Annotated in this window: 17 protein-coding genes and 1 pseudogene; 4 read left to right on the top strand and 14 right to left on the bottom strand. The window is 64.0% G+C overall.

The genetic code is table 11. The annotated features are described in order from the left end of the window. The first annotated feature begins 131 nt into the window (after window positions 1–131). A complete protein-coding gene (locus tag QX121_RS14255; protein ID WP_315812266.1) occupies window positions 132–1,658 on the top strand; it encodes a UbiD family decarboxylase in 1,527 nt (508 codons plus the stop codon). After that, window positions 1,655–2,287 carry a UbiX family flavin prenyltransferase gene (locus tag QX121_RS14250; RefSeq protein WP_315812265.1) on the top strand — a complete coding sequence of 211 codons (633 nt, stop codon included), beginning with the start codon at window positions 1,655–1,657 and terminating at the stop codon, window positions 2,285–2,287. The genes QX121_RS14255 and QX121_RS14250 overlap by 4 nt, the downstream gene beginning before the upstream one ends. Window positions 2,288–2,426: 139 nt before the next feature. Here QX121_RS14250 and QX121_RS14245 read toward each other — a convergent pair whose 3' ends face one another. The 11 genes from QX121_RS14245 to QX121_RS14195 all read right to left on the bottom strand — a co-directional run bounded on the left by QX121_RS14245 (window position 2,427) and on the right by QX121_RS14195 (window position 16,181). Further along, a complete protein-coding gene (locus tag QX121_RS14245; RefSeq protein WP_315739596.1) occupies window positions 2,427–2,741 on the bottom strand; it encodes a metal-sulfur cluster assembly factor in 315 nt (104 codons plus the stop codon). Next, entirely contained in the window at window positions 2,738–3,247 is a 510-nt protein-coding gene (locus QX121_RS14240) for a DUF2249 domain-containing protein (protein ID WP_315781127.1), read from the bottom strand. Before QX121_RS14240 ends, QX121_RS14245 begins: the two co-directional genes overlap by 4 nt. Window positions 3,248–3,257: 10 nt before the next feature. Continuing rightward, entirely contained in the window at window positions 3,258–4,649 is a 1,392-nt protein-coding gene (locus QX121_RS14235) for a hypothetical protein (RefSeq protein ID WP_315812264.1), read from the bottom strand. 280 nt (window positions 4,650–4,929) lie between these two features. Next, window positions 4,930–5,535 (bottom strand): DUF2478 domain-containing protein, encoded by a 606-nt coding sequence (locus QX121_RS14230; RefSeq protein ID WP_315812263.1) that lies wholly within the window; start codon window positions 5,533–5,535, stop codon window positions 4,930–4,932. 45 nt (window positions 5,536–5,580) lie between these two features. Next, entirely contained in the window at window positions 5,581–5,874 is a 294-nt protein-coding gene (locus tag QX121_RS14225; protein ID WP_315739592.1) for a hypothetical protein, read from the bottom strand. Window positions 5,875–5,884: 10 nt separating this feature from the next. Beyond that, a complete protein-coding gene (locus QX121_RS14220; RefSeq protein WP_315812262.1) occupies window positions 5,885–6,709 on the bottom strand; it encodes a peptidylprolyl isomerase in 825 nt (274 codons plus the stop codon). Between the two features lie 3 nt (window positions 6,710–6,712). Continuing rightward, window positions 6,713–7,435, bottom strand: coding sequence for a respiratory nitrate reductase subunit gamma (gene narI / locus QX121_RS14215; RefSeq protein ID WP_315714236.1), 723 nt, complete (start codon window positions 7,433–7,435; stop codon window positions 6,713–6,715). Between the two features lie 10 nt (window positions 7,436–7,445). Continuing rightward, on the bottom strand, window positions 7,446–8,156 hold the full coding sequence (gene narJ, locus QX121_RS14210; RefSeq protein ID WP_409999339.1) for a nitrate reductase molybdenum cofactor assembly chaperone: 711 nt from the start codon (window positions 8,154–8,156) through the stop codon (window positions 7,446–7,448). Then, entirely contained in the window at window positions 8,156–9,676 is a 1,521-nt protein-coding gene (narH, locus tag QX121_RS14205; protein ID WP_315812260.1) for a nitrate reductase subunit beta, read from the bottom strand. Before narH ends, narJ begins: the two co-directional genes overlap by 1 nt. After that, entirely contained in the window at window positions 9,673–13,425 is a 3,753-nt protein-coding gene (locus tag QX121_RS14200) for a nitrate reductase subunit alpha (protein WP_315812259.1), read from the bottom strand. The genes narH and QX121_RS14200 overlap by 4 nt, the downstream gene beginning before the upstream one ends. Before the next feature lie 11 nt (window positions 13,426–13,436). Next, on the bottom strand, window positions 13,437–16,181 hold the full coding sequence (locus QX121_RS14195; protein ID WP_315776938.1) for an MFS transporter: 2,745 nt from the start codon (window positions 16,179–16,181) through the stop codon (window positions 13,437–13,439). 197 nt (window positions 16,182–16,378) lie between these two features. Here QX121_RS14195 and QX121_RS14190 point away from each other — a divergent pair, with 197 nt between their 5' ends. Then, complete coding sequence (locus QX121_RS14190) at window positions 16,379–17,077, top strand: helix-turn-helix domain-containing protein (protein WP_315812258.1); 699 nt, start codon at window positions 16,379–16,381, stop codon at window positions 17,075–17,077. A 129-nt stretch (window positions 17,078–17,206) separates the two neighbouring features. Here the strand turns inward: QX121_RS14190 and QX121_RS14185 are convergent. After that, window positions 17,207–17,566, bottom strand: a pseudogene (locus tag QX121_RS14185) (Ku protein); the annotation flags it as partial. A 372-nt stretch (window positions 17,567–17,938) separates the two neighbouring features. On the opposite strand from QX121_RS14185, the gene QX121_RS14180 reads away from it, so the two are divergent. Beyond that, window positions 17,939–20,566 carry a spermidine synthase gene (locus tag QX121_RS14180; protein ID WP_315812257.1) on the top strand — a complete coding sequence of 876 codons (2,628 nt, stop codon included), beginning with the start codon at window positions 17,939–17,941 and terminating at the stop codon, window positions 20,564–20,566. 4 nt (window positions 20,567–20,570) lie between these two features. Here the strand turns inward: QX121_RS14180 and QX121_RS14175 are convergent, their stop codons facing one another. Continuing rightward, window positions 20,571–21,194: a 2OG-Fe(II) oxygenase family protein gene (locus tag QX121_RS14175; RefSeq protein WP_315739580.1), complete on the bottom strand. Its 624-nt coding sequence runs from the start codon at window positions 21,192–21,194 to the stop codon at window positions 20,571–20,573. Between the two features lie 93 nt (window positions 21,195–21,287). Continuing rightward, window positions 21,288–21,617 carry a hypothetical protein gene (locus QX121_RS14170; protein WP_315739579.1) on the bottom strand — a complete coding sequence of 110 codons (330 nt, stop codon included), beginning with the start codon at window positions 21,615–21,617 and terminating at the stop codon, window positions 21,288–21,290. Window positions 21,618–21,623: the final 6 nt, after the last annotated feature.

Here is a 21,623-nt window from a genome sequence, read left to right as displayed (position 1 = left end):
GGTCGAAGACGCGTCCTGAAGAGAGCTCATGGCACAAGCTCTGGCCGGATCGGCGGGGGAAGTATTTGACCCGGAACAAAGATCACACTGATTGTTCCAGCTACGAGGCGTTTTTTGAACGGAGCCTATCGTTGCGACGTGATGTCCCTCGCTTCCGCGAGCTGTCGGATTTCCTGCGCTTTCTCGACGAGCGGGGACAGCTGCGACGCATTCGCGACAGCGTCTCGGTCGTCCACGAGATCACCGAGATCCATCGCCGCGTCATCTCCGCCGAAGGGCCCGTGCTGCTGTTCGAACGACCGATCAAGGCATGCGGATCGCTCTCGGCAATGCCGCTCGTCACCAATCTGTTCGGCACCGTGGAGCGAGTGGCCTGGGGCATGGGCGTGCAGCCGGAACGATTGGCGGAGCTCGGCGAGATGATGGCGGAGTTGCGCGCCCCCCAGCCGCCGCGCGACATCAGGGAAGCGCTGCAGAAGCTGCCGCTGGCACGCGCAGCACTGTCGACCCGGCCGAGGCTGCGATCAGCCGCGCCGGTGCATGAATGTGTCACGATGGGCGATGACATCGACCTGACCACCTTACCGGCCCAGATCTGCTGGCCGGGCGAGCCAGCGCCACTGTTGACGTGGCCGCTCGTCATCACCGTGCCGCCGGACGCGTCCGCCGGCGAGCAGGAAAATGTCGGCGTCTACCGCATGCAGGTGCTCGGCCGCGATCGCGCCATCATGCGCTGGCTCGCCCATCGCGGCGGCGCCCGCCACCACCAGCAGTGGCAGGCGCAGGGGCGCGACATGCCGATTGCGATCGTGATCGGGGCCGATCCCGCCACCATCCTCAGCGCCGTGTTGCCATTGCCCGAGACCATCTCCGAGCTGCGCTTCGCCGGCATCCTGCGCGGCGACCGTCCCGAGCTGGTCGAATGCCTCACCGTGCCCCTGACGGTGCCGGCGGCCGCCGAGATCGTGATCGAGGGCATCGTGTCGGCCACGGAGACCGCGCCGGAGGGGCCCTATGGCGATCACACCGGCTACTACAACGCCGTCGAGAGCTTTCCGGTGCTTCAGGTCACCGCGATCACCACGCGTCGCAGCCCGCTCTATCTGTCGACGTTCACGGGACGCGCGCCGGACGAGCCGTCTCGAATTGGCGAGGCGCTGAACACGCTGTTCGTCCCCTTGATCCGACGACAATTCCCGGAGGTCGTCGACTGCTATCTGCCGCCGGAGGCCTGCTCCTACAGGATCGCCGTAGTAGCGATCGAGAAGCGCTATCCGGGCCAGGCCCGCCGCATCATGCTCGGCCTTTGGTCGATGCTGCCGCAGTTCAGCTACACCAAGCTCCTCATCGTGGTCGACCACGACATCGACGTCCGCGACTGGCGCGCGGTGATGTGGGCCGTCGCAACGCGCTGCGACTCCTCGCGCGACCTGCTGCCGCTTGCCAACACGCCGATCGACTACCTCGACTTCGCCTCGCCAAAATCCGGCCTCGGCGGGAAGCTCGGCATCGACGCCACAACCAAGCTCGGGGTCGAGACCGAACGCGCCTGGGGGGAGGTGCTGGCGATGAACCCCGCTGTAGCCGCGCGCATCGACGTGATGTGGCCGAGCCTCGGCCTCGGCGACGCCAGAGCCGGCCGGACGGCCTCGGCATGAACGGGCGGCATCACGTCATCGTCGGCATCAGCGGCGCCTCGGGCGCCGCGATCGGTGCGCGCATCGTCGAACGGCTCGCGGAGCAGCCGCAATGCACGGTCCATCTCGTGGTGTCGGACGCTGCCGTGCGCACCTTGCACGAGGAGGTCGGCCAGGGCGGCCTGGCGCGGCTGCGCGATCTGGCGGCGCATGCTCATGATGTCGCCGACATCGGCGCGAGCATCGCCAGCGGCTCGTTTTCTGCAGCCGGCATGATCGTCGCGCCCTGCTCGATCCGCACCCTCTCGGCGATCGCCTGGGGTCAGCTCGACAACCTGCTGGTCCGCGCCGCCGACGTTCAACTCAAGGAGCGCCGCCGGCTGATACTCCTGGTGCGGGAGAGCCCGCTGCATCTCGGTCATCTCCGAGCGATGACGCAGGCCACCGAGATCGGCGCGATCATCGCGCCGCCAATGCCGGCGTTCTACCTGAAGCCCCAGTCGCTCGATGACGTCATCGAGCAGATCGCCTGTCGCGCGATCAACCTGCTCGGCGTCCCCGGGCTCCACGCCAACGCGCGGGAGTGGCTTCCGGACCGGACGACCGAAGCAGGCAATCTTGTTGAGATGGCGAAGCAAGACAGACGATAGGATTTGAAGACAGAACACGACAGACGCACTCGGGCGATGGGCCGAAGGCGTCCACGACGGTTGACGTGTTCTTCGACGAGCGGGCGTAACGACGCCGCCTCTCCGGCCGAGCCGCTGCCAGCTTTTCGCTTTCGTTCGGTCAATTGACGTTGTCGAAACCCAGCGCAGCACGAACGGCCGGATCAATTCTGGATGGGGTCCAAGGCGGATCGAATGTCATCGTCACGTCCACGGCTTCGACGTCCGCAATCTCCGCAATGCTGCTTGCGACCCCTTCCTTGAGAAAACCTGTTGCGGGGCACCCGGGCGTTGTGGCCGTCATCGTGACATGCACGACACCATCCGTCGCCGTAATCTCATAGATGAAGCCGAGATCGACCACGTTTTCCCCCAGCTCCGGATCGATGACCACGCGCATTGCGTCGCGGATGCGGTCGATGACGTCGCGGCTCATAGCGGAGCCCTCACCGACAGTTCGTAGGTCGATCCATCCGGCGTAAACCCGCCGAGCCAGCGAAAGCCACGCTTCTCAAGTTCAGGGAACAGGAAGACCGGCTCGCGGCCCAGAAGTGCCGACAAGGTCTCTCCAGGGCCCAGCTCCTCCGCGGCCGCGAGGATGCGCACCATCGGCTCGGGTGGGTCGAGCTCTCGGTTGTCGAGGGTGACTACGGGATCTGGCCATTGCTCGAATGCGAGGCCGGCACCAGCGTCTTCCTGACCGGCGTCCTCGGCAGCCAGCGGCGAAAACAGCACTTCCCAGTCGCCACCGTCGAGCGGTCGATCGGTGTGGGCGAAGCCCTTTCCTGCCATGACGGAGAGCAGCGGAACCGGCCTGAAGCTCGCGATCAGCCGGACACCCTGGCCTGGCGCCAGCCGGTCGACCGCGTCCATGATGATGGAGAACGGTTCGCCTCCGGCCCTGAGAATCGGTCGGACGTCGACGTCAATGTACGCGGTCATGGCTCTCCTCCTAGTTTCTGGCGAACAACAGGCTTGGCGCGATGGCTCCGGCCGGAAGCCTCCGGGAGCCCGCAACATCGGAAAGACGTCGGACTCGCACAAGCTCGTGTATGATTCCAAGACTGCCCACGGCCATGACCGCCGCGGCGCCGCGAAACGCCTGGCCCTCGCCCATCATCAACATGATGGTCGCCGCCCATACGCCTAGAAAATAGATGATGAACCACTTCTCGGACCGACGTTCCACCGCCAGGTCCTGAACCCGTGGCGTCGGGGCGCGCCCCATCACGGGACCGTAGGTTTCGAGCCAGGTCAGAAAGGCAACAATCTTGTAGAGCTTCGCGAATATGAGACCAGACAGCCAGCCGAACACGGCCAAGAACGCGAACGCGCCGACATGAACGCCGACCTTTCCGGTGACGATGATGACGGTGCCGAGCGTCACCGTCGCCGCCAGATTGGCGAAAGACACGGTTGCCATCCGCATGTTCAGCTCGAGCTGGCGCCGTTTGCGGGAGCGATAGATCGTCGCGATGTCCCATCCATAGAGCGCAAGCGAGATCACCCCAAGAACGGCGGCGAGGATGAGCACGGCTCCGAGCTCGGCCCCGAGGCCGATTGCGAACAATCCGCCCACGACTGCTACCGATAGCGCGAGCGCACCGAATTTCAGCGCGGATGTGCTCTGTCGCTCGCCGAGGTCCGCCGAGAGCATGAACATGGCCAGCAGGCGATAGCTCACCCCCATGGCGGTCAGGGTCAGCCAGCCTCCCAGCCCGGCAATCGCATGGATCGGAATCGCCGCGGCCAGGAGCGCGTCGCCGAAGGCGCCCGCCGATCCGGCGAGAGCAAACGCGAACGCGGCGCCGAGCGCGACAGTTGCGCATAACGCGCCAAGTCCGACGATGACAAAGAGAGCAGATCCCTTCGGCTGGCTGACGAGAGTCAGGCCCAGATCGAGCGCGACCATCGCCAGACCCGCGCCGAGCACCACGCTGCCGGCCGGCAGAAGCCAAACGGCTGGAGCAATTCGTCCGGCCAGTGAGAGGAAACCCAATATCAAGCAGACCAGACCGACGTTGATGAGGAACAAGGCCGGCAAGGCCCATTTGTCGAAGGGGAGCGGCCTTGCGACGAGAACGGGAACGAACTGGAACAAGGCGCCGCATACCGAGAGACTGAGCCAACCGATACAGACCGCATGCACAACGACAAGCGTATCGGGAGCGCCGAGCTCTGCGGCGGGGTAACCGAGTCCGCCGACCAGCATTGCCAAGGCAACGAGCAGCCACCCCAGCGCTGCCGCGAAATAGCTCATCGTCCAGCGCGAGATTTTCGCCCCAATCATGAGCGGCTCCAGTTCTTGATCGCGGACGCAGCACTCGCGACGACGATGCGCCATTCGGCAGTTGCCGTCGCCCGGAGGAACGCAGCCAAGGGGACGCGAACGTTGAGCTTGCGCCATACGATCCCCGGCGATCGGAAAGATGCTAAACTGGCCCGACCGGCCATTCTTTGTCGGAGCGCAACATTCTGCGTCATCAGCGTCGTGATGACCACTCCAGCTCGACCCACGGACTCCCTGTCCCGTCGAGGAACATCCATGTCAGCCGGCAGACATCTTCGGGGGTCTGGCTTGGCAGTTCTGTGTCCCCCGCCCCCTCGATTGCTCGCAATCGCAATCAGCGCAGCTGGCTGGCTGAGTCTATAGTTCGATCCTGCCGAACACTTTCCAACCACCGCTCCACGTCTCCGCGGGCTTCGAGCTCAACCCCCATATCTCCGGCGAAACCTCTCCAGGCATCGATATTGCTGCGCGGCACGCCGACAATCGTCGGTATCGCAAGGTCCAACGCGCGGGCAATCAGATCAAGCGTTCCGCCTCCCCCGCACTCTGCCTTGCCAAATTTGTTCAACACCAGGATGTTTGGACGCGCATCCAGGCTGGCGAGGACTCGAACTGTCACCTCTGCCAGCGCCGATTCATCCAGCCGGCAACCTGTCGCTCCCGATCCACGATCCTCGAAGATCGGGGTTTGATTTGCCGTGTCGAGCTCCTCAAGCAGGACGTCGCACCTGCGATTTTCGTCGAGGAACAGCCTTCGCTGCAGTGCGCCGGCGACCTTCAATCGCGCTCGACGCGAGCGATCCACGAGGTGATCGAACGTCTCGTAGGGATATTTCCCGTCGTCGTATACGAGCGCCACGAGCGGCGCGGCCGCAACGCTGACTTTCTCTACTATCTCATCGTGCATGCGAATCCCAACATCAATTTGACGCTTCGACATTTTTAGCCCGCCCCTCCAGCACGGATAGCCTGCGGTGGATCCGTTCTAGGAGTGATCGATTTCATCCCTCTGCAGCGACCACTTGATCATGGAGGTCAGACAGACGATCGCGGGGTCGGCGGCGCGGTCGATAGCGCTCATCAACCCGAGCCAATCCTCATTCTCTGCGAGATTTGCAAAGCGCCGGACAGCAGCCGACGCATACTCACCGACTTCCTCGCCGAGGCGATCCGCGACAGAGCTGATGCGCACCAGGAGCGTGAGGTCGCCGCACCCCTGCAACACCGCACTCGACTTCGCGTCGTCACTGAGATCGTGAATGAGATCCCCGAGCAGCATGATCGCCCCCCTACTGCGGCAGTACCGATTGCGGCGCCGGCAACGTCACGCCAACGATCTCGGCGCGGCCTGCCAGATTGGCTACATATTGCGCGAGCGCCTGATGCCGCACACGCTCGGTGAGATATTGCGAAATGCGCGCCCTTGCCATGTCGAACGGCAGGACTTGTCCAAGGGCCCGTCGGTCGAGGCGCACGACATGGATACCAAAGCGTGTCTCAATCAGACCGACCTCTCCAACCGACATCCGGGCCAGCGCGGCGTCGAACTCTGCGGTCGTCTGCCCACGCGACAGCTGCCCGAGCCTGCCACCACTCTCCGCCGAGACCCTGCAATCGGAGCGTTCGCGCGCGATGGTCTCGAACAGTTCCGGGCTTCTCCGCACGGCCTCCACGATCGTCCGCCCCTCGTCTCGCGCAGCCGATCGAGCCATCGAATCGCTGCTCGGCGCGATCAGCAGGATGTGAGACGCTTCGTAGAGTTCACCGACCAGAAACCGCTGCCTGTTCTGATCGTAGAAGCGACGGCACGTCGATTCGTCCGGCTCGTGTATCAGAACCTCGCGTGCGATCAGCGCCCGCATCGCCGCTTCTTCCTCGGTTTCGCTGCGACCTTCGGCATCGCGCAGAGGAGCGGCCGTTATGCCGAGCCGCCTGACCTCCTGTCTCAGCAATTCGCGCACCGCAAGCGCGCGCGCCGCCGCTTGCCAGGCAAGGATCGGCTTGTCCGACGGATGGTTCTGAACTTCCCGGGCAATGACGTCGCGTTCGATCACGACTCCGTTCACACTGACCGGCTTCGGCTTTGGAAGCGCCGCGCCCAATGAACAGTCCATCGGCTACTCCGCAGGCTGAATTGGTTGCACAAGATGACGGCGTCCGTCGCGGCTGCGCACCACCTGATAGCCGCGGCGGCCGAGATACCACACCGGCGCACTCCAGATGTGGACCAGGCGGGTGAAGGGGAAGAGCAGGAAGATGGTCATTCCCAGGACCAGATGCGCCTTGAAGATCGGATGGACGTCGACAATGTTGGCGGCGATGCCGGGCTGCAACGTGAGAATGCCCTGCGCCCAGGCCATGAACTTGACCATCTCATGACCATCGAGATGACCGAGCGACACGGGGATGGTCGCCAAGCCAAGCAGCAGCTGGACGAACAGCACCAGAAGGATACCCGTGTCAGCAAAAGACGACGTCGCACGAATCCTGGGATCGAAAAGCCTGCGATGCGCGAGGAGCGAAATACCGACCAGGCACATCAGTCCGGCGCCGCCACCGGCGACGATCGCGAGCATCTGCTTGAAGCCGTGGGACACGCCGAGCATGTCAAACACCCAGATCGGCGTCAGCAGCCCGACGAAATGACCCGCAAAAATGAAGAGGATCCCAACATGGAAAAGGTTCGAGCCCCAGATCAATTGGCGCCGCCGAAGCAGCTGACTTGAGCCCGAGCGCCACGTGTATTGCTCGCGGTCGAATCGAATCAGACTACCGACCAGAAAGACTGTCAGGCAGAGATAGGGATACCAGCCGAAGACGATGGCATTGAGCGTTTGCATGGCCAATCCCTCATTGCAACTGTGACGGCGGCGCGTTGACCGCACGTTTGGCGTGGCGCAGTTTTGCGATCAGATTGTCGTGCCCACAGGCTGCCTGGTCGCCCCCTCCCGGGCCAAACCTGACCTCTTCATCCTCCCAGGCCGCGTCGAGCGCGTGCAGGTCCATCGGATCCACGTCCGCCGCCTTCAGCAGCTCATCGACGATCTCCACGCGGGGCTGCTCCGCGGCGATCTGGAGCAGCGCATCGAACACCGCCCTATAGCTCGACTGCCGACGCCCCAATCGTTCCGCGAGCGCGGCGATGATGTGACTGGTCTGGCCGAGCAACTCGCGCGCGTCCGCAAGCTCCCGGGTGGCGAGGAATTCGAGGAACAGCGGCAGATAATCCGGCAGCTCGTTGCCGGCGATGACGAGGTTCGCACGGTCATACATGGCCCGCAGGTCGACCATGGCCTGGCCGCGGTCGCGGCCTTCGCCATGGACGTGCTCGAACAGATGCAGCGCCAGGGTCTTGCTGCGATCGAACAGCAGGCCGTAGCGCTCCTGCAGGTCGTAGACGTCGCCCGTGGCGATCTCCTGCAGCAGCACATCGAGCTCCCGGCGAATGCCAAGCTGGACGAGGCCTTCCTGGTCGAGCACCCGCGCGAGCTCCGGGATAGCCGTGATCATTTCCCCGCTCGGATAGTTCAGCAATGCCGACAGCACCTTGAACGTCTTCATCAGGCGACCTCCATCGGGTTCTTGGCCTTACGCGGCGATCCGAACAGGTTGACTTCGCTTTCGCCCCCGGAGCAGCCGTTGCCGAACGAGAAGCCGCAGGAGCCGCGGATATCAAACGCGTCGGCACCGAGCTCGCGGTGCGCGGTCGGGATCACGAAGCGGTCCTCGTAGTTGGCGATCGCCATGATGTGGTACATGTCGTCGATCTGCGGGCCGCTCAGGCCGACGCGCCTCGCGATCGCCTCGTCGACCACGCCGTCGATGGTCTTGGCCCGCATATAGGCACGCATGGCCAGCATTCGCTCGAGCGCCAGCGTCACGGGCTTCTCGTCGCCCGCAGTCAGCAGATTGGCGAGGTACCGCATCGGAATGCGCAAGGATTTAACGTCGGGCATCTCGCCATCGTGCCCGATCTTGCCGGACGAGGCCGCCGACGTGATCGGCGACAGCGGCGGCACATACCAGACCATCGGCAGGGTCCGATACTCCGGGTGCAAGGGGAAGGCGACCTTCCATTCCATCGCCATCTTCCAGATCGGCGACCGTATCGCCGCCTCCAGCCATGCATGAGGGATGCCCTGGCGCTCGGCTTCCGCAAGCACGTTCGGATCGCTCGGATCGAGAAAGATGTCGAGCTGGGCCTGGTAGAGATCGCTCTCGTCGGGCTTGGCCGCGGCCTCTGCGATGCGGTCCGCGTCATACAGCACGACACCGAGATAGCGAATGCGCCCGACGCAGGTCTCGGAGCACACGGTCGGCTGCCCCGCCTCGATCCGAGGATAGCAGAAGATGCACTTCTCCGATTTTCCCGAGGACCAGTTATAATAGATCTTCTTGTATGGACAGCCGGAGACGCACATTCTCCAGCCGCGGCACTTGTCCTGATCGATGAGGACGATGCCGTCCTCCTCGCGCTTGTAGATCGCGCCGGACGGGCAGGATGCGACGCATGCCGGATTGAGGCAATGCTCGCACAGCCGCGGCAGATACATCATGAAGGTGTTCTCGAACTGGCCGTAGATCTCCTTCTGCACGCCGTCGAAATTGATGTCCTGAGAGCGCTTGGCGAATTCGCCGCCCAGGATCTCTTCCCAGTTCGGTCCCCACTCGATCTTTTCCATCCGCTCTCCAGACACCAGCGAGCGCGGCCGTGCCGTCGGCATCGCAGATGCCTCGGGCGCACTTTGCAGGTGCTGATAGTCGAAGGTGAACGGCTCGTAGTAGTCATCGATCTCGGGGAGGTCGGGATTGGCGAAGATATTCGCCAGAACCCGCCACTTGCCGCCGATCCGCGGCTGGATCGACCCGTCGCGATTGCGCGACCAGCCTCCCTTCCAGCGGGACTGGTTCTCCCAATCCTTGGGATAGCCAACGCCTGGTTTGGTCTCGACGTTGTTGAACCACGCGTATTCCATCCCCTCGCGGCTGGTCCAGACGTTCTTGCAGGTCACGCTGCAGGTGTGGCAGCCGATGCACTTGTCGAGATTGAGCACCATTGCGATCTGAGCACGGATCTTCATTCTGCAGCCTCCGAGGGGGTCGTGGCCGACCGGTTAGCAGTCGGCTGGTCCAGCCAATCAATCTTCGACATCTTCCGGACGATGACGAACTCGTCGCGGTTGGCGCCGACCGTGCCGTAGTAGTTGAAGCCATAGGCCTGCTGAGCGTAGCCCCCGATCATGTGCGTCGGCTTTGGAACGACACGCGTCACCGAATTGTGGATGCCGCCGCGCAGCCCCGTCTGCTCGGAGCCCGGCACGTTCACGATCTTTTCCTGAGCATGATACATCATGCACATGCCCTGCTTGACCCGCTGCGAGACCACAGCGCGCGCAACCAGCGCGCCATTGGTGTTGTAGGCCTCGATCCAGTCATTGTCGGCGATACCGGCAGCCTTTGCGTCGATCTCGCTGATCCACACGATGGGACCGCCGCGCGACAGGGTCAGCATCAGGAGATTGTCGGTATAGGTGGAGTGGATGCCCCACTTCTGATGGGGCGTAATGAAGTTCAGGATGACGGACGCATTGCCATTCGGCTTGCGATCGATCACCGGCTTGACGGTCTTGGTATCGATCGGCGGCCGGTAGACGCAGAAGCCCTCGCCGAAGGCCCTCATCCATAGGTGATCCTGATAGAGCTGCTGCCTGCCGGTCAGCGTCCGCCACGGGATCAGCTCGTGGACATTGGTGTAGCCGGCGTTGTAGCAGACCTTCTCCGACTCGAGCCCCGACCAGATCGGCGACGAGATGATCTTGCGCGGCTGCGCGACGACGTCGCGGAATCGGATCTTCTCGTCTTCCTTCGGAATGGCGAGATGAGCATGGTCGCGGCCGGTGAATTGCTCCAGGGACGACCACGCCTTGACCGCGACCTCGCCATTGGTTTCCGGCGCCAGGCTGAGGATCACCTCGCAAGCGTCGACCGCACTGTCGATGCGAGCCAGCCCCTGGGTCGGCCCGTCGTCAGCGACGACGCCGTTGAGACGCTTCAGGAGCTCGACCTCATGGTCGGTGTTCCAGGCCATCCCCTTGCCGCCATTGCCGAGCTTGTTCATCAACGGTCCAAGCGAGGTGAAGCGCTTGTAGAGATTCGGATAGTCACGTTCGACCACGGTGACCGCTGGCATGGTCTTGCCGGGGATCGGATCGATCTCGCCCTGCTTCCAGTCCTTGACGTCGAACGCCTGCGCGATTTCGCCCGGACTGTCATGCATGATCGGGGTCAGCACGACGTCCTTCTCGACCCCGAGCACTTCGGGCGCGACCCTGGAGAAGGCCTCCGCGATCCCCTTGTAGATGTCCCAATCGCTGCGCGATTCCCACACCGGATCGATCGCCGCCGAGAGCGGATGGATGAAGGGATGCATGTCGGACGTATTGAGGTCGTTCTTCTCGTACCAAGTGGCCGTCGGCAGCACGACGTCCGAATACATGCATGTGGTCGACATCCGGAAGTCGAGCGTGACCAGCAGATCGAGCTTTCCTTCCGGGGCCTCTTCGTGCCAAGTGACCTCGACCGGTCTATTGTGGCCCTGGTCGCCAAGATCCTTGCCGATCACGCCATGCTTGGTGCCGAGCAGATGCTTGAGGAAATATTCGTGGCCCTTGCCTGAGGCGCCGAGCAGGTTGGAGCGCCAGACGAAGAGGTTGCGGGGCCAGTTCTTCGGATGATCGGGATCCTCGCAGGAGAGCTTCAGCTCGCCCGACTTCAAGGCCTTCGCGACGTAGTCCTTCGGCTCCAGGCCGGCGGCGGCGGAGCGCTTCGATACCTCGATCGGATTGGCCTGCAGTTGCGGCGCGGACGGCAGCCATCCCATGCGCTCCGCGCGGACATTGTAGTCGATCAGCGCTCCGTCCCAAGAACCGGCCGGTGCGGTCGGTGAGAGAATCTCGCTGACATTGACCGTCTCGTAACGCCATTGGTCGGTGTGAGCGTAAAACGCCGAAGTCGAATTCATCTGCCTCGGCGGGCGCCCCCAATCGAGCGCAAAGGCGAGCGGCGTCCAGCCCGACTGCGGCCGCAGCTTTTCCTGACCCACATAATGCGACCAGCCACCGCCGGACTGGCCGACACAGCCGCACATCACCAGCATATTGATGATGCCGCGATAGTTCATGTCCATGTGGTACCAGTGGTTCAGACCGGCCCCGACGATGACCATCGAGCGCCCCCGGGTCTTGGACGCATTCGAGGCAAACTCGCGGGCAACCGCGATGATCTGGCCGCGCGGCACGCCGCAGATCGCCTCGGCCCATGCCGGAGTGTACGGTTCCAGATCGTCGTAGCTCCTGCCAAGGTGGTCGCCGCCGAAGCCGCGATCGACGCCATAATTGGCGGCGAACAAATCGAACACAGTGGCCACGGCCGCCTCGCCATCGGCAAGACGAAGTCGCTTCACCGGCACGTTGCGGGTCAGCACATCCGGATGACTGGTGCCGCTGAAGTGATCGTGCTGACGGTTGCCGAAATAGGGGAATCCCACCGGTGCGATGTCGTCCTCGATGCCGGCCAGAGACAGCCGCAGCCGGGTGTCGTTGTTCGCCGAGCACTTCTCTTCCAGACTCCACTTGCCTTTTTCGCCCCAGCGGAAGCCGACCGATCCCTTGGGCACGACAATGGCCCCGCTGATCTCATCATAGGCGACGGTCTTCCATTCGGGATTGTTGGCCTCGTCGAGCGATGTGGCGAAATCCGAGGCGCGCACGAACCGCTCAGGAACGAGCCGTCCCTCGGATTTCACCAGCCGCACCAGAAATGGCATATCCGTATACTGGCGCACATAGTCGTTGAAGTACGGCGTCTGCCGGTCGATGTGAAACTCCTTGAGGATCACGTGACCCATCGCCATCGCGAGCGCCGCGTCGGTGCCCTGCTTCGGCGACAGCCAGAGATCGGCGAATTTCGCGGCCTCGGAATAATCCGGGCAGACAACGACGCTCTTGGCCCCCTTGTAACGAACCTCAGTATAGAAATGCGCATCCGGCGTACGCGTCTGTGGCACGTTGGAGCCCCACAGCATCAGGAAGCCTGAATTGTACCAGTCCGCGCTTTCAGGTACGTCGGTCTGCTCGCCCCAGGTCTGTGGCGAGGCCGGCGGCAGGTCGCAATACCAATCGTAGAACGACATGCAGACGCCGCCGAGCAGCGACAGATAGCGCGCGCCGGCCGCGTAGCTCACCATGGACATCGCCGGGATCGGCGAAAATCCGAACACGCGGTCCGGACCATGGGCTCTGACCGTATAGGCATTGGCTGCCGCGATCAGCTCATTGACCTCGGCCCAACTCGCCCGCACGAAGCCGCCCAGTCCGCGCTTCTGCACATAGTCCGAGCGCTTGCTCGGATTCTCGACGATCGACTTCCAGGCTGCGACCGGCGTCATCCGCGCTCGCGCCTCGCGCCACAGCCTGAGCAGCCGCGAGCGCACCAGCGGATATTTCACCCGGTTTCCGGAATAGAGGTACCAGCTATAGCTCGCGCCGCGGGCGCAGCCGCGCGGCTCATGATTGGGAAGATCAGGGCGCGTCCGGGGGTAGTCGGTCTGCTGGGTCTCCCAGGTGACGATGCCGCCCTTGACGTAGACCTTCCACGAGCAGGAGCCGGTGCAGTTCACGCCATGCGTCGAGCGCACGATCTTGTCGTGCTGCCAGCGCTTGCGATAGCCCTCCTCCCAGGAACGGTCCTCGGTCGTCATCACGCCGTGTCCGCCTGCGAACTCCTCCTTGGCCCGGGTGAAGAAGGTCAGCCTATCGAGAAAATGGCTCATCGTTTACGTCCTCATTCAGCGGGTTGGGCAGCGGCCGCGATCGCCCGGCGCCGTTCGACGTCGTGCAGGACGCCGCCCTTGCGGGTGTAGACGGCCCAGGTGATCAGCACGCAGGTGACGTAGAAGCCGAAGAAGCCCCATAGGGCGGCCTGCACGCCGCCGGTGAGGTCGATCGAGGTGCCGTAGGATTTGGGAATGAAGAATGCGCCGAAGGCGGCAATCGCGGAGGTGAAGCCGGTGATGGCGGCGGATTCCTTCTCGGCCTGGCGCAGCCGAGTCTCCGCGTCCGCGGTCGGCATGAGCCGGGTCATTTCCTGGCGCATGATGTTGGGGATCATCTGGAAGGTCGATGCATTGCCGACGCCGGTCGCGAAGAACAGCAGCAGGAACATCGCAAAGAAGCCCCAGAATGCACCCGGCTGATCCTTGATGCCGAGGAAGTAGAGCACCCCGAGCACGCCGGCCATCATCAGCAGGAACACCCCGACGGTCACGCGCCCGCCGCCCCATTTGTCGGCCATCCAGCCCGTCGCGGACCGCGACAAGGCACCCACCAGCGGCCCGAGGAATGCGAACTGCAACGCGTCGACGGCCGGGAACTGGGTCTTCGCCAGCAGCGGGAAGCCCGCGGAATAGCCGATGAACGAGCCGAACGTGCCGGTGTAGAGCCAGCACATGATCCAGTTGTGCCGCCGCTGGAAGATGACGGCCTGATCGGCGAAGGACGCTTTCGCGGAGGCGATGTCGTTCATCCCGAACCAGGCGGCGAAAGCACTGGCGACGATGAACGGCACCCAGACGAAGCCGGCGTTCTGAAGCCAGATCGGCATCGGCTGCGACCCGCTCGTCGCCATCGCCGGATCTCCGCCGAACCAGCCGAACACGCCGACCGTGATGACGATCGGCACCACGAACTGGACGACGCTGACGCCGAGATTGCCGAGGCCGGCATTGAGCGCGAGCGCGTTGCCCTTCTCGGCGCGGGGGAAGAAGAAGGAGATGTTGGCCATCGACGAGGCGAAATTGCCGCCGCCAAAGCCGCACAGCAGAGCCAATATCAGGAACACCGGATAGGGCGTTGCGGGATTTTGCACCGCATAGCCGATTCCGATCGCGGGTATCAGCAGCGACCACGTGGCCAGCGTGGTCCACAGCCGGCCGCCGAAGATCGGCACCATGAAGGAGTAGAAGATGCGCAGAACTGCACCGGAGATCCCAGGCAGCGAAGCCAGCCAGAACAGCTCATCGGTCGTGAACTTGAAGCCGACCGAAGGCAGCTTCGCAACCACGACAGACCAGACCTGCCAGACCGCGAAGGACAACAGCAGCGCCGGAATGGAGATCCAGAGATTGCGTCGCGCGATGGCTCGGCCCTGCTCCCTCCAGAACGTGTCGTCCTCAGGCCGCCAGTCGGTGAGAACCGCGCCGGACAGGGCTCCGATGTGCTCGGGCCGGTGGATCTCCTCCATTTCCGGCAGCTCCGGCAGCCTCTTCAGCGCCTCGCCGGCAACGCCGCGCTCCATCTGCCGGATCGAGAGATGCATCCAGACCAGCGCGACCCCGACGAGCAGGAAGAGCAGCATGAAGCAGCTGGTTCGCAGACCGGTGAGATCGACCAGCGCGCCGAACGCGATCGGGAGCACGAATCCGCCGAGCCCGCCGATCATGCCGACCAGGCCGCCGACGGCTCCGACATTGTTCGGATAGTAGACGGGGATGTGCTTGTAGACGGCGGCCTTGCCGAGCGCCATGAAGAAGCCGAGCACGAAGACGATGACGACGAACGGGACGAGCCCCATCTCCAGATGAAAGCCGACCTTTCCGTTGACGGTCGTCACGACGTAGTCCGTCGGCGGGTAGGACAACAGGAAGGTCGCGGCGACACCGACCAGAAATGTCCAGTACATCACGCGACGGGCACCGAAGCGATCGGACAAGTGTCCGCCGTAGGCGCGAAACACGCTGGCCGGAAACGAGAACATGGCGGCCATCATGCCGGCCGACTGGATTCCGACACCGTAGACCTTGATCAGGTATTGCGGCAGCCACAGCGACAGCGCGACGAAGGCGCCGAAAACGAAGAAGTAGTACAGCGCAAAGCGCCAGACCTGGATGTTCTTAAGCGGCGCGAGCTCAAGCCAAGCGCTGCCGGCCTTCTGCTTGCGCTGCCTTCGCGAGCGGACCACCGGGTCCTCCTCGGAGAACAGCCAGAAGACGATCGCCATGACGCCGATCGCGAGCGCCCATATCTGGGCCACGGTCTGCCAGCCATAGGCGACCAGCACGAACGGCGCGACGAACTTGGTGACGGCGGCGCCCACATTGCCGGCGCCGAAGATTCCAAGCGCAGTGCCCTGCTTGGCCGTCGGATAGAACCGCGACACATAGGCGACGCCGACCGCGAACGAACCACCGGCGATTCCGACGAAGAGCGCGGCGACGAGAAATTGCGGATAGGTATGCGCCCAGGTCAGGAGATAGGTCGCGACCGCCGCGGCGAGCATCACGACGGTGTAGACGCGGCGCCCGCCATACTGATCGGTCCAGATGCCCAGTATCAGCCGGATCAGCGAGCCGCTCAGGATCGGGGTGCCGATCAGGAGACCGAACTCGGTTTCGTTCAGATCCAGCTCTTGCTTGATCCGGATGCCGATGATCGAGAAGATCGTCCACACCGCAAAGCAGATCGTGAACGAGATTGTTGAGAGCCAGAGTGCTCGCGTTCGGTGCTCAGGGCTGAAATCTGCGGCGTCCATGGTGGCCTCGACGTATGGCTTCGACGCCACAGCAGTTATTCGGGGCACCAGGGAAAGGTTTTGCGATGCATCAACCGGACGGTCCGGTCGGCCACAATCTGCCAAATGTCTCAGGTCGAATTGTCAGACTGCACGTATGCAATTGACTTTTGTCACGGTTCGGCGCGATAGCGGGTGAGTGACTCTTGGAGTTTCGCTTGCGCCCCGACGAACTCGCCCAGTTGAAGACGCTGCCGCTGTTTGCGGACCTCAGCGAGGAGAACCTGAAGCGGTTGCTCGGCGCGGCTCTGCTACAGCAATTTCCGGCCGGGGTGCGGTTGGCTCGCGAGGGAGATCAGGCCGACTTCCTGCATGTGCTGATTGGCGGGTTGGTGGAAATCTACACCGAGCAGGACGAGGCCGAGTGGGGCATCTCACTGCTTCGTCCCGTGTCGACCTTCATACTTGCTGCAGTCGTGGTCGATCAGGCGTATCTCAATTCAGCCCGCACGCTGACGGAGTCGCGGGTGCTGCTGATCCCCGCCCGCGATGTAAGGGCACTCTTCGACGAAGACATCGCATTCGCACGGATTGTTGCTCAGGAGCTGGCGTATGCCTATCGCGCTTCTGTCAAGAAACTGAAGGGCACCCTGGCCCGGTCGAGCATCGAGCGTCTCGCCAACTGGATCCTCGCCGAAGCCCAGCGCGAACCGGGGCATGCGAATATCGTCATCCCATTCGACCGCGGCACGCTGGCCTCCCACATCGGCACGACGCGCGAAAACCTGTCACGCAGTCTTGCCCAACTTACGAGCCATGGGATTCGCGTCCGCGGACGAGAGATCGTCATCGACCACAAGGAGCAGTTAGAGCTGTTTGCCCGGCCCAAGCCCCTGATCGACGATCCCGGCTCGTAGGCTTCTTTGGCGATCGGTCCTGCCCCTCTGTTGGGAACGGCAAATCAGCAGAGTACGGAAACGGAGCGTCGATATAGTTCTTCTCCGCCGCACACCCACTCCGCGTGACAGACGCTGAGACGCCCCGAAACCGATCGGCCCTGGAAAGTGCGGCCGGCAAAGCCGTGATCGCGGGCGACGCTGAGCCTTGTCCACGAACTCGTCGATCTCGATCGTACGCGTGGACTCCAGGGCGATCTCCTCGAGCTCCTCCTTCGAGACCTCGATGTACTGGCCCTTCTCGAGCTCATAGCCCTTGACGATGTCTTCGTTGGGGACCTCTTCGCCCGTATCGGCGTCGACCTTGACGTACTTGATCCGGTGGCCAGTTGTCCGGTTCAGCTGATTGAAGCTGATCTTCTCGGACTCGGAGGTGGCCGGGTAGAGGGCCACCGGGCACGTAACGAGCGACAGGCGCAGGAAGCCTTTCCAATTGGTGCGGGGGGCCATGTACGCGGAACTCCGGTTGAAATGGTCCGGACTCAAGACGAATGGCGGCGCCGGGTTCCGACGGGCGGCTTTGGTACGCTTCTAAATGGCTGATATCTCAGATAAAATAATGAAATCAACGCTTTGGCGCTTCTCCGTGGTGCCGATGATGGGTCTGGTCATCGTTCCCTGACGGGCCTCATGCGATACAACCGTCTGCGCCGAACGGCTGCTCCCGCAGCTTCTGTCAAACCACCGTCACGTAACGCGAACACAAGGAAACGATCCCGACCTTGGCGGCCGGGGCAGCCGAGCTTGATCCAGTGCTCGGAGCTGCGCCCGCACGGCGCGCTGCATCCGAAGACCGATCGCGGGAATTGCGGGTACCGAATCTTGACCGAAGCAGGCCATGCAGGCCCGTGCGACAATGATCTGATCGCGGAGAAGCAAGGCGTCGGGTCTCTCGGCGCCGGTCCCGTCGCCTGCCGGAGCACGGCTCGGCTGAGGGCGCTGAAGCTGCTGATTGCTGCATCCGGGCTCGCCGGGCTGGGCTATGAGATCGTATGGACGCGTCAGCTCGCCCTCGCCCTGGGGACGGAGATGATGGCCGTGCTCGGCGCCATCGCAGGATTTTTCGCCGGACTGGCGGTGGGCGCCTTCTTCCTCGATGGCCGGATCCGCCGCGCCGCCAATCCGCACCGGGTGTATGCCGTTCTCGAAACGGTCATCGGCCTGTGGGGGCTGTGTGCGATCTGGCTGCTTCCCGCGTGCGCGCGCGCCCTCGCGCCGCTGCTCGGCACGGCTCCGTCGCCGGTCCTGTTATGGAGCGCGAGCTTCCTGCTGCCGACGCTGGTGCTGTTGCCGGCGACGGTTGCGATGGGCGGGACGCTGACCGCGCTGGAACGGATGATGTCCGCGGCGCGTGGCACGCGGCCCGTCAGCGCCGGCGTCTACGGCGCGAACACGGCCGGCGCCGTCGCCGGCACGCTGCTGTCCACCTTCGTGCTGATCCCCGCGCTTGGATTGTCGACGACGCTGCTTTGCCTGGCAGCCGTCAATGCGGCCTGCGCGCTGGCGTCGCTTCGCCTCGGCCGAGCCGTGCAGGTCGACCCTCGGGCGGGCGATGATCGCGAGCCTGCTGTCGCCGACCTCCGCCTGACAGGAACGCTGTTCGTCACCGGCCTGCTCGGCATCGCGTTCGAAGTGCTGGTCGTGCGCCTGGCCGCGCAAATGATGCAGGACACGGTCTATAGCTTCGCCTGTCTCCTGGCCGCCTACCTGCTGGGCACCGCGATGGGCGGCATGATCTGGCAGCGCGTCGGGCCGAGGGTTGCGCTCGGCAGAACCGCGTTGATCAGCAGCACCGCGCTCGTCTGCCTCGGCACGGCGCTCGTGACGCCCTTGCTTAGCGGCGTCGCTGACAGCGCGGCGAGCCTCGGTGTCGCAGGCGAGCTCGGACTCGCGCTGGCGCTGTTCCTGTTGCCCGCGATGGCGATGGGCGCCTTGTTCGGCCAGCTCATGCAGGATGTCCGCAACGTCAGGGGATCGGTCGGCTGGGCCGTCGGCATCAACAGCCTCGGCGCAGCCATTGCGCCGCTGACCGCGGCACAGCTGCTGATTCCCGCTTTCGGCACTTGGAGAGCATTGGTCCTCGTTGCCGTCGGATATCTTCTGCTGCTGCAGCCCCAACGCGCTGCGCTGCGCTGGGCGGCGGCGCCCGCTCTACTTGCACTCGCGCTGTTGTGGCTTCCCGCCCCCCTGCTCATCAAGGTCCCGCCGGGCGGCAAGCTTCTGGCCGTGCGCGAGGGACCGATGGCGACCGCGAGCGTCGTCGACGACGCCTCAGGAGCACGCTATCTTGAGGTGAACGGCCACTTCCGCATGGGCGGCACCAGTTCGGTGCGATCCGATTTCCGCCAGGCCATGCTGCCGCTGCTCTTGCATCCGGCACCGCGCAGCGCCCTCTTCCTCGGTGTCGGCACCGGCGCGACCGTGCTCGGCGCGGCGCAAATGCCGGGCCTCGACGTGCGCGCGGTCGAGCTGTCCTCCGAGGTCGTCGCGCTGCTGCCCTGGTTCGACAACCCCGCGGCCGAGAAGGAAAGGCCGCCGATCTCCGTTGCCGATGCCCGGCGCTTCATCATCGCCGATGACGGACGCTACGACGTGATCGTGGCCGACCTGTTCCACCCGGCGCTCGATGGCAGCGGCGCGCTGTACACGGTTGAACATTTCGCGGCCGTCAAGCGGCGACTGGCGACCGAGGGCGTGTTCTGCCAGTGGCTGCCGCTCTATCAGCTCGATGCGCCGTCGCTGCGCGCGATCGTCAGGAGCTTTCTCGCAGTCTTCCCACAAGGGTCCGCCTGGCTGAACCATTACAGCGTGCGCACGCCGATGCTGGCTCTGATCGGATCAGGCGCCCCGAGCCCGATCGACCCCGAGTTCGTCGCCGCACGGTTCTCCGACCGGAAGCTTCACCCGGTCATTCAACCTCTCGGCTTCGATCAGCCGATCGATCTTCTGGGCCAGTATGTCGCCGGCGCGAAAGCGCTCGCGAGCTTCGCCGGGCCGGGACCGCGCAACACCGACGATTTCCCGTTCGTCACGTTCGACGCGCGCAGCAATGTCCACGCTCTCTCGGCGGCCCCATGGCAATTGCTGCTGACGGTCCTCAGCCAGACAAAGACCGACGCGGTCGATTTGCTGGAAGACTCGAAACGCGGAATGTGGGAGGATCGGCTCGGTGCCTATTGGCGGGCCCGCAACCGATTCATCCAGGCCGGCGCCGCGCTGACCGGCGAACCACGCGGGCCGGCGCTCATCGCAGCCGCCGCACCCGGTCTCCTCGATTCCATTCGCGCCAGCGCCGAGTTCGAGCCGGCCTATGCGCCGCTGATGAGCATGGCAAAAGCGCTGCTTGCATCCGATCGCGCGGCTGCTGAACGCCTGCTTCGGGCGATCGACGTCGCCGCGCCGTCGCGACGCGACGCGCGCGACCTGCTGTCGCGCGAGTTCGAACGGTAGCTCGTCAGGACGAGAAGCTGACGCGGTAGCCCCAGCAGTCCAGATGATCAGGAATCGCGTTGAAGGCGATCGTGATGCGCTGATCGCCCTGATTGCGCGGCACCTCGTGATAGAGATAGCTCGGGAACAGCACGAGATCGCCCGGCTCCGCCTCGGGCAGCACGTATTTGCCGGCATTGAACGGGCCGACTGCGGCGCTGCGCGTGTGATGGCGGAACGAGAAATCGCTGCCACCGGGCGGCCGCACGAACACGGTGCGGCTGCCGGGATGCGACGGCGTCAGATAGAAGATGCCCGAGATGAAGCTGTTGGCGTGGGCGTGCAGGGTCTGGTTGCCGCCGGTCTCCAGCATGTTCGTCCACATCTCCTTGACCGTCCAGCGCAGCTTCTCGCCGAACAGCAGCTCGCCGAAATCGACCAGCTTGGGCACGGCGAGTTCGGCGATGGTCTGAAACAGATTGTTGGCGCGAGGATCGGCGACCTCGGTGTGGAACAGCTGTCCGGACCGCAGATTGTTCTCGATCTTCGAATTGCGGATGGCTGCCACCGCCGCGTCCTTGAGCTCGGCGCTCAAGAGCCCGGGCGAACGCAACAACGGTATCGGGAAAAGAGCTTCGATCTGGTCCATGTCTCAAGGCCTTGCACGCGCCGCAACAGGACCGACAAATTGCCGACTTGCATGACAGCCGGATGACGAGAGTGGAGACGCGGCGCGCGCTCGTCAGCGCGTCGGCATTTCGTCGGCCCGAAGAATGTTGAGCCGCTCGCCGGGCTTCAGGCTGTGGGGCCGGTCGCGCACTTCCAGCACGGCCCGCTCGGCCTTCTCGACACAATCATCGAACTCGCCATTGCCGGCCTCGACCAGCGCCTGCTGAATGTCCCGCTCGGCGAAATAGCGCGAGACGTCGTCCGCCGGCAAGGTCGCCGCCTGCGCACGTGCCTCGGCCACCGCGGCGTCGCAGGCCTCCTGCGTCGGCTCCTCGTCATGCGCCGATGCGACGACGGTCGTGAGGGCAAGAACGGCGAGAATAACGGCGGACAAGCGAGGCATCACGTC

The organism is Bradyrhizobium sp. SZCCHNR2028 (assembly GCF_032380995.1).
GTDB lineage: Bacteria > Pseudomonadota > Alphaproteobacteria > Rhizobiales > Xanthobacteraceae > Bradyrhizobium.
This window is presented reverse-complemented; position numbering and strand designations above follow the sequence as displayed.

Bases quoted from the DNA above. Each gene is read 5' to 3' on its own strand.
- QX121_RS14230 (WP_315812263.1), bottom strand. From the start codon at position 5,535: ATGTCGAAGCGTCAAATTGATGTTGGGATTCGCATGCACGATGAGATA.
- QX121_RS14240 (WP_315781127.1), bottom strand. From the start codon at position 3,247: ATGACCGCGTACATTGACGTCGACGTCCGACCGATTCTCAGGGCCGGA.
- QX121_RS14200 (WP_315812259.1), bottom strand. From the start codon at position 13,425: ATGAGCCATTTTCTCGATAGGCTGACCTTCTTCACCCGGGCCAAGGAG.
- QX121_RS14220 (WP_315812262.1), bottom strand. From the start codon at position 6,709: ATGGACTGTTCATTGGGCGCGGCGCTTCCAAAGCCGAAGCCGGTCAGT.
- QX121_RS14245 (WP_315739596.1), bottom strand. From the start codon at position 2,741: ATGAGCCGCGACGTCATCGACCGCATCCGCGACGCAATGCGCGTGGTC.
- narH (WP_315812260.1), bottom strand. From the start codon at position 9,676: ATGAAGATCCGTGCTCAGATCGCAATGGTGCTCAATCTCGACAAGTGC.
- QX121_RS14170 (WP_315739579.1), bottom strand. From the start codon at position 21,617: ATGCCTCGCTTGTCCGCCGTTATTCTCGCCGTTCTTGCCCTCACGACC.
- QX121_RS14225 (WP_315739592.1), bottom strand. From the start codon at position 5,874: ATGCTGCTCGGGGATCTCATTCACGATCTCAGTGACGACGCGAAGTCG.
- narI (WP_315714236.1), bottom strand. From the start codon at position 7,435: ATGCAAACGCTCAATGCCATCGTCTTCGGCTGGTATCCCTATCTCTGC.
- QX121_RS14250 (WP_315812265.1), top strand. From the start codon at position 1,655: ATGAACGGGCGGCATCACGTCATCGTCGGCATCAGCGGCGCCTCGGGC.
- QX121_RS14235 (WP_315812264.1), bottom strand. From the start codon at position 4,649: ATGGCGCATCGTCGTCGCGAGTGCTGCGTCCGCGATCAAGAACTGGAG.
- QX121_RS14195 (WP_315776938.1), bottom strand. From the start codon at position 16,181: ATGGACGCCGCAGATTTCAGCCCTGAGCACCGAACGCGAGCACTCTGG.
- narJ (WP_409999339.1), bottom strand. From the start codon at position 8,156: ATGAAGACGTTCAAGGTGCTGTCGGCATTGCTGAACTATCCGAGCGGG.
- QX121_RS14175 (WP_315739580.1), bottom strand. From the start codon at position 21,194: ATGGACCAGATCGAAGCTCTTTTCCCGATACCGTTGTTGCGTTCGCCC.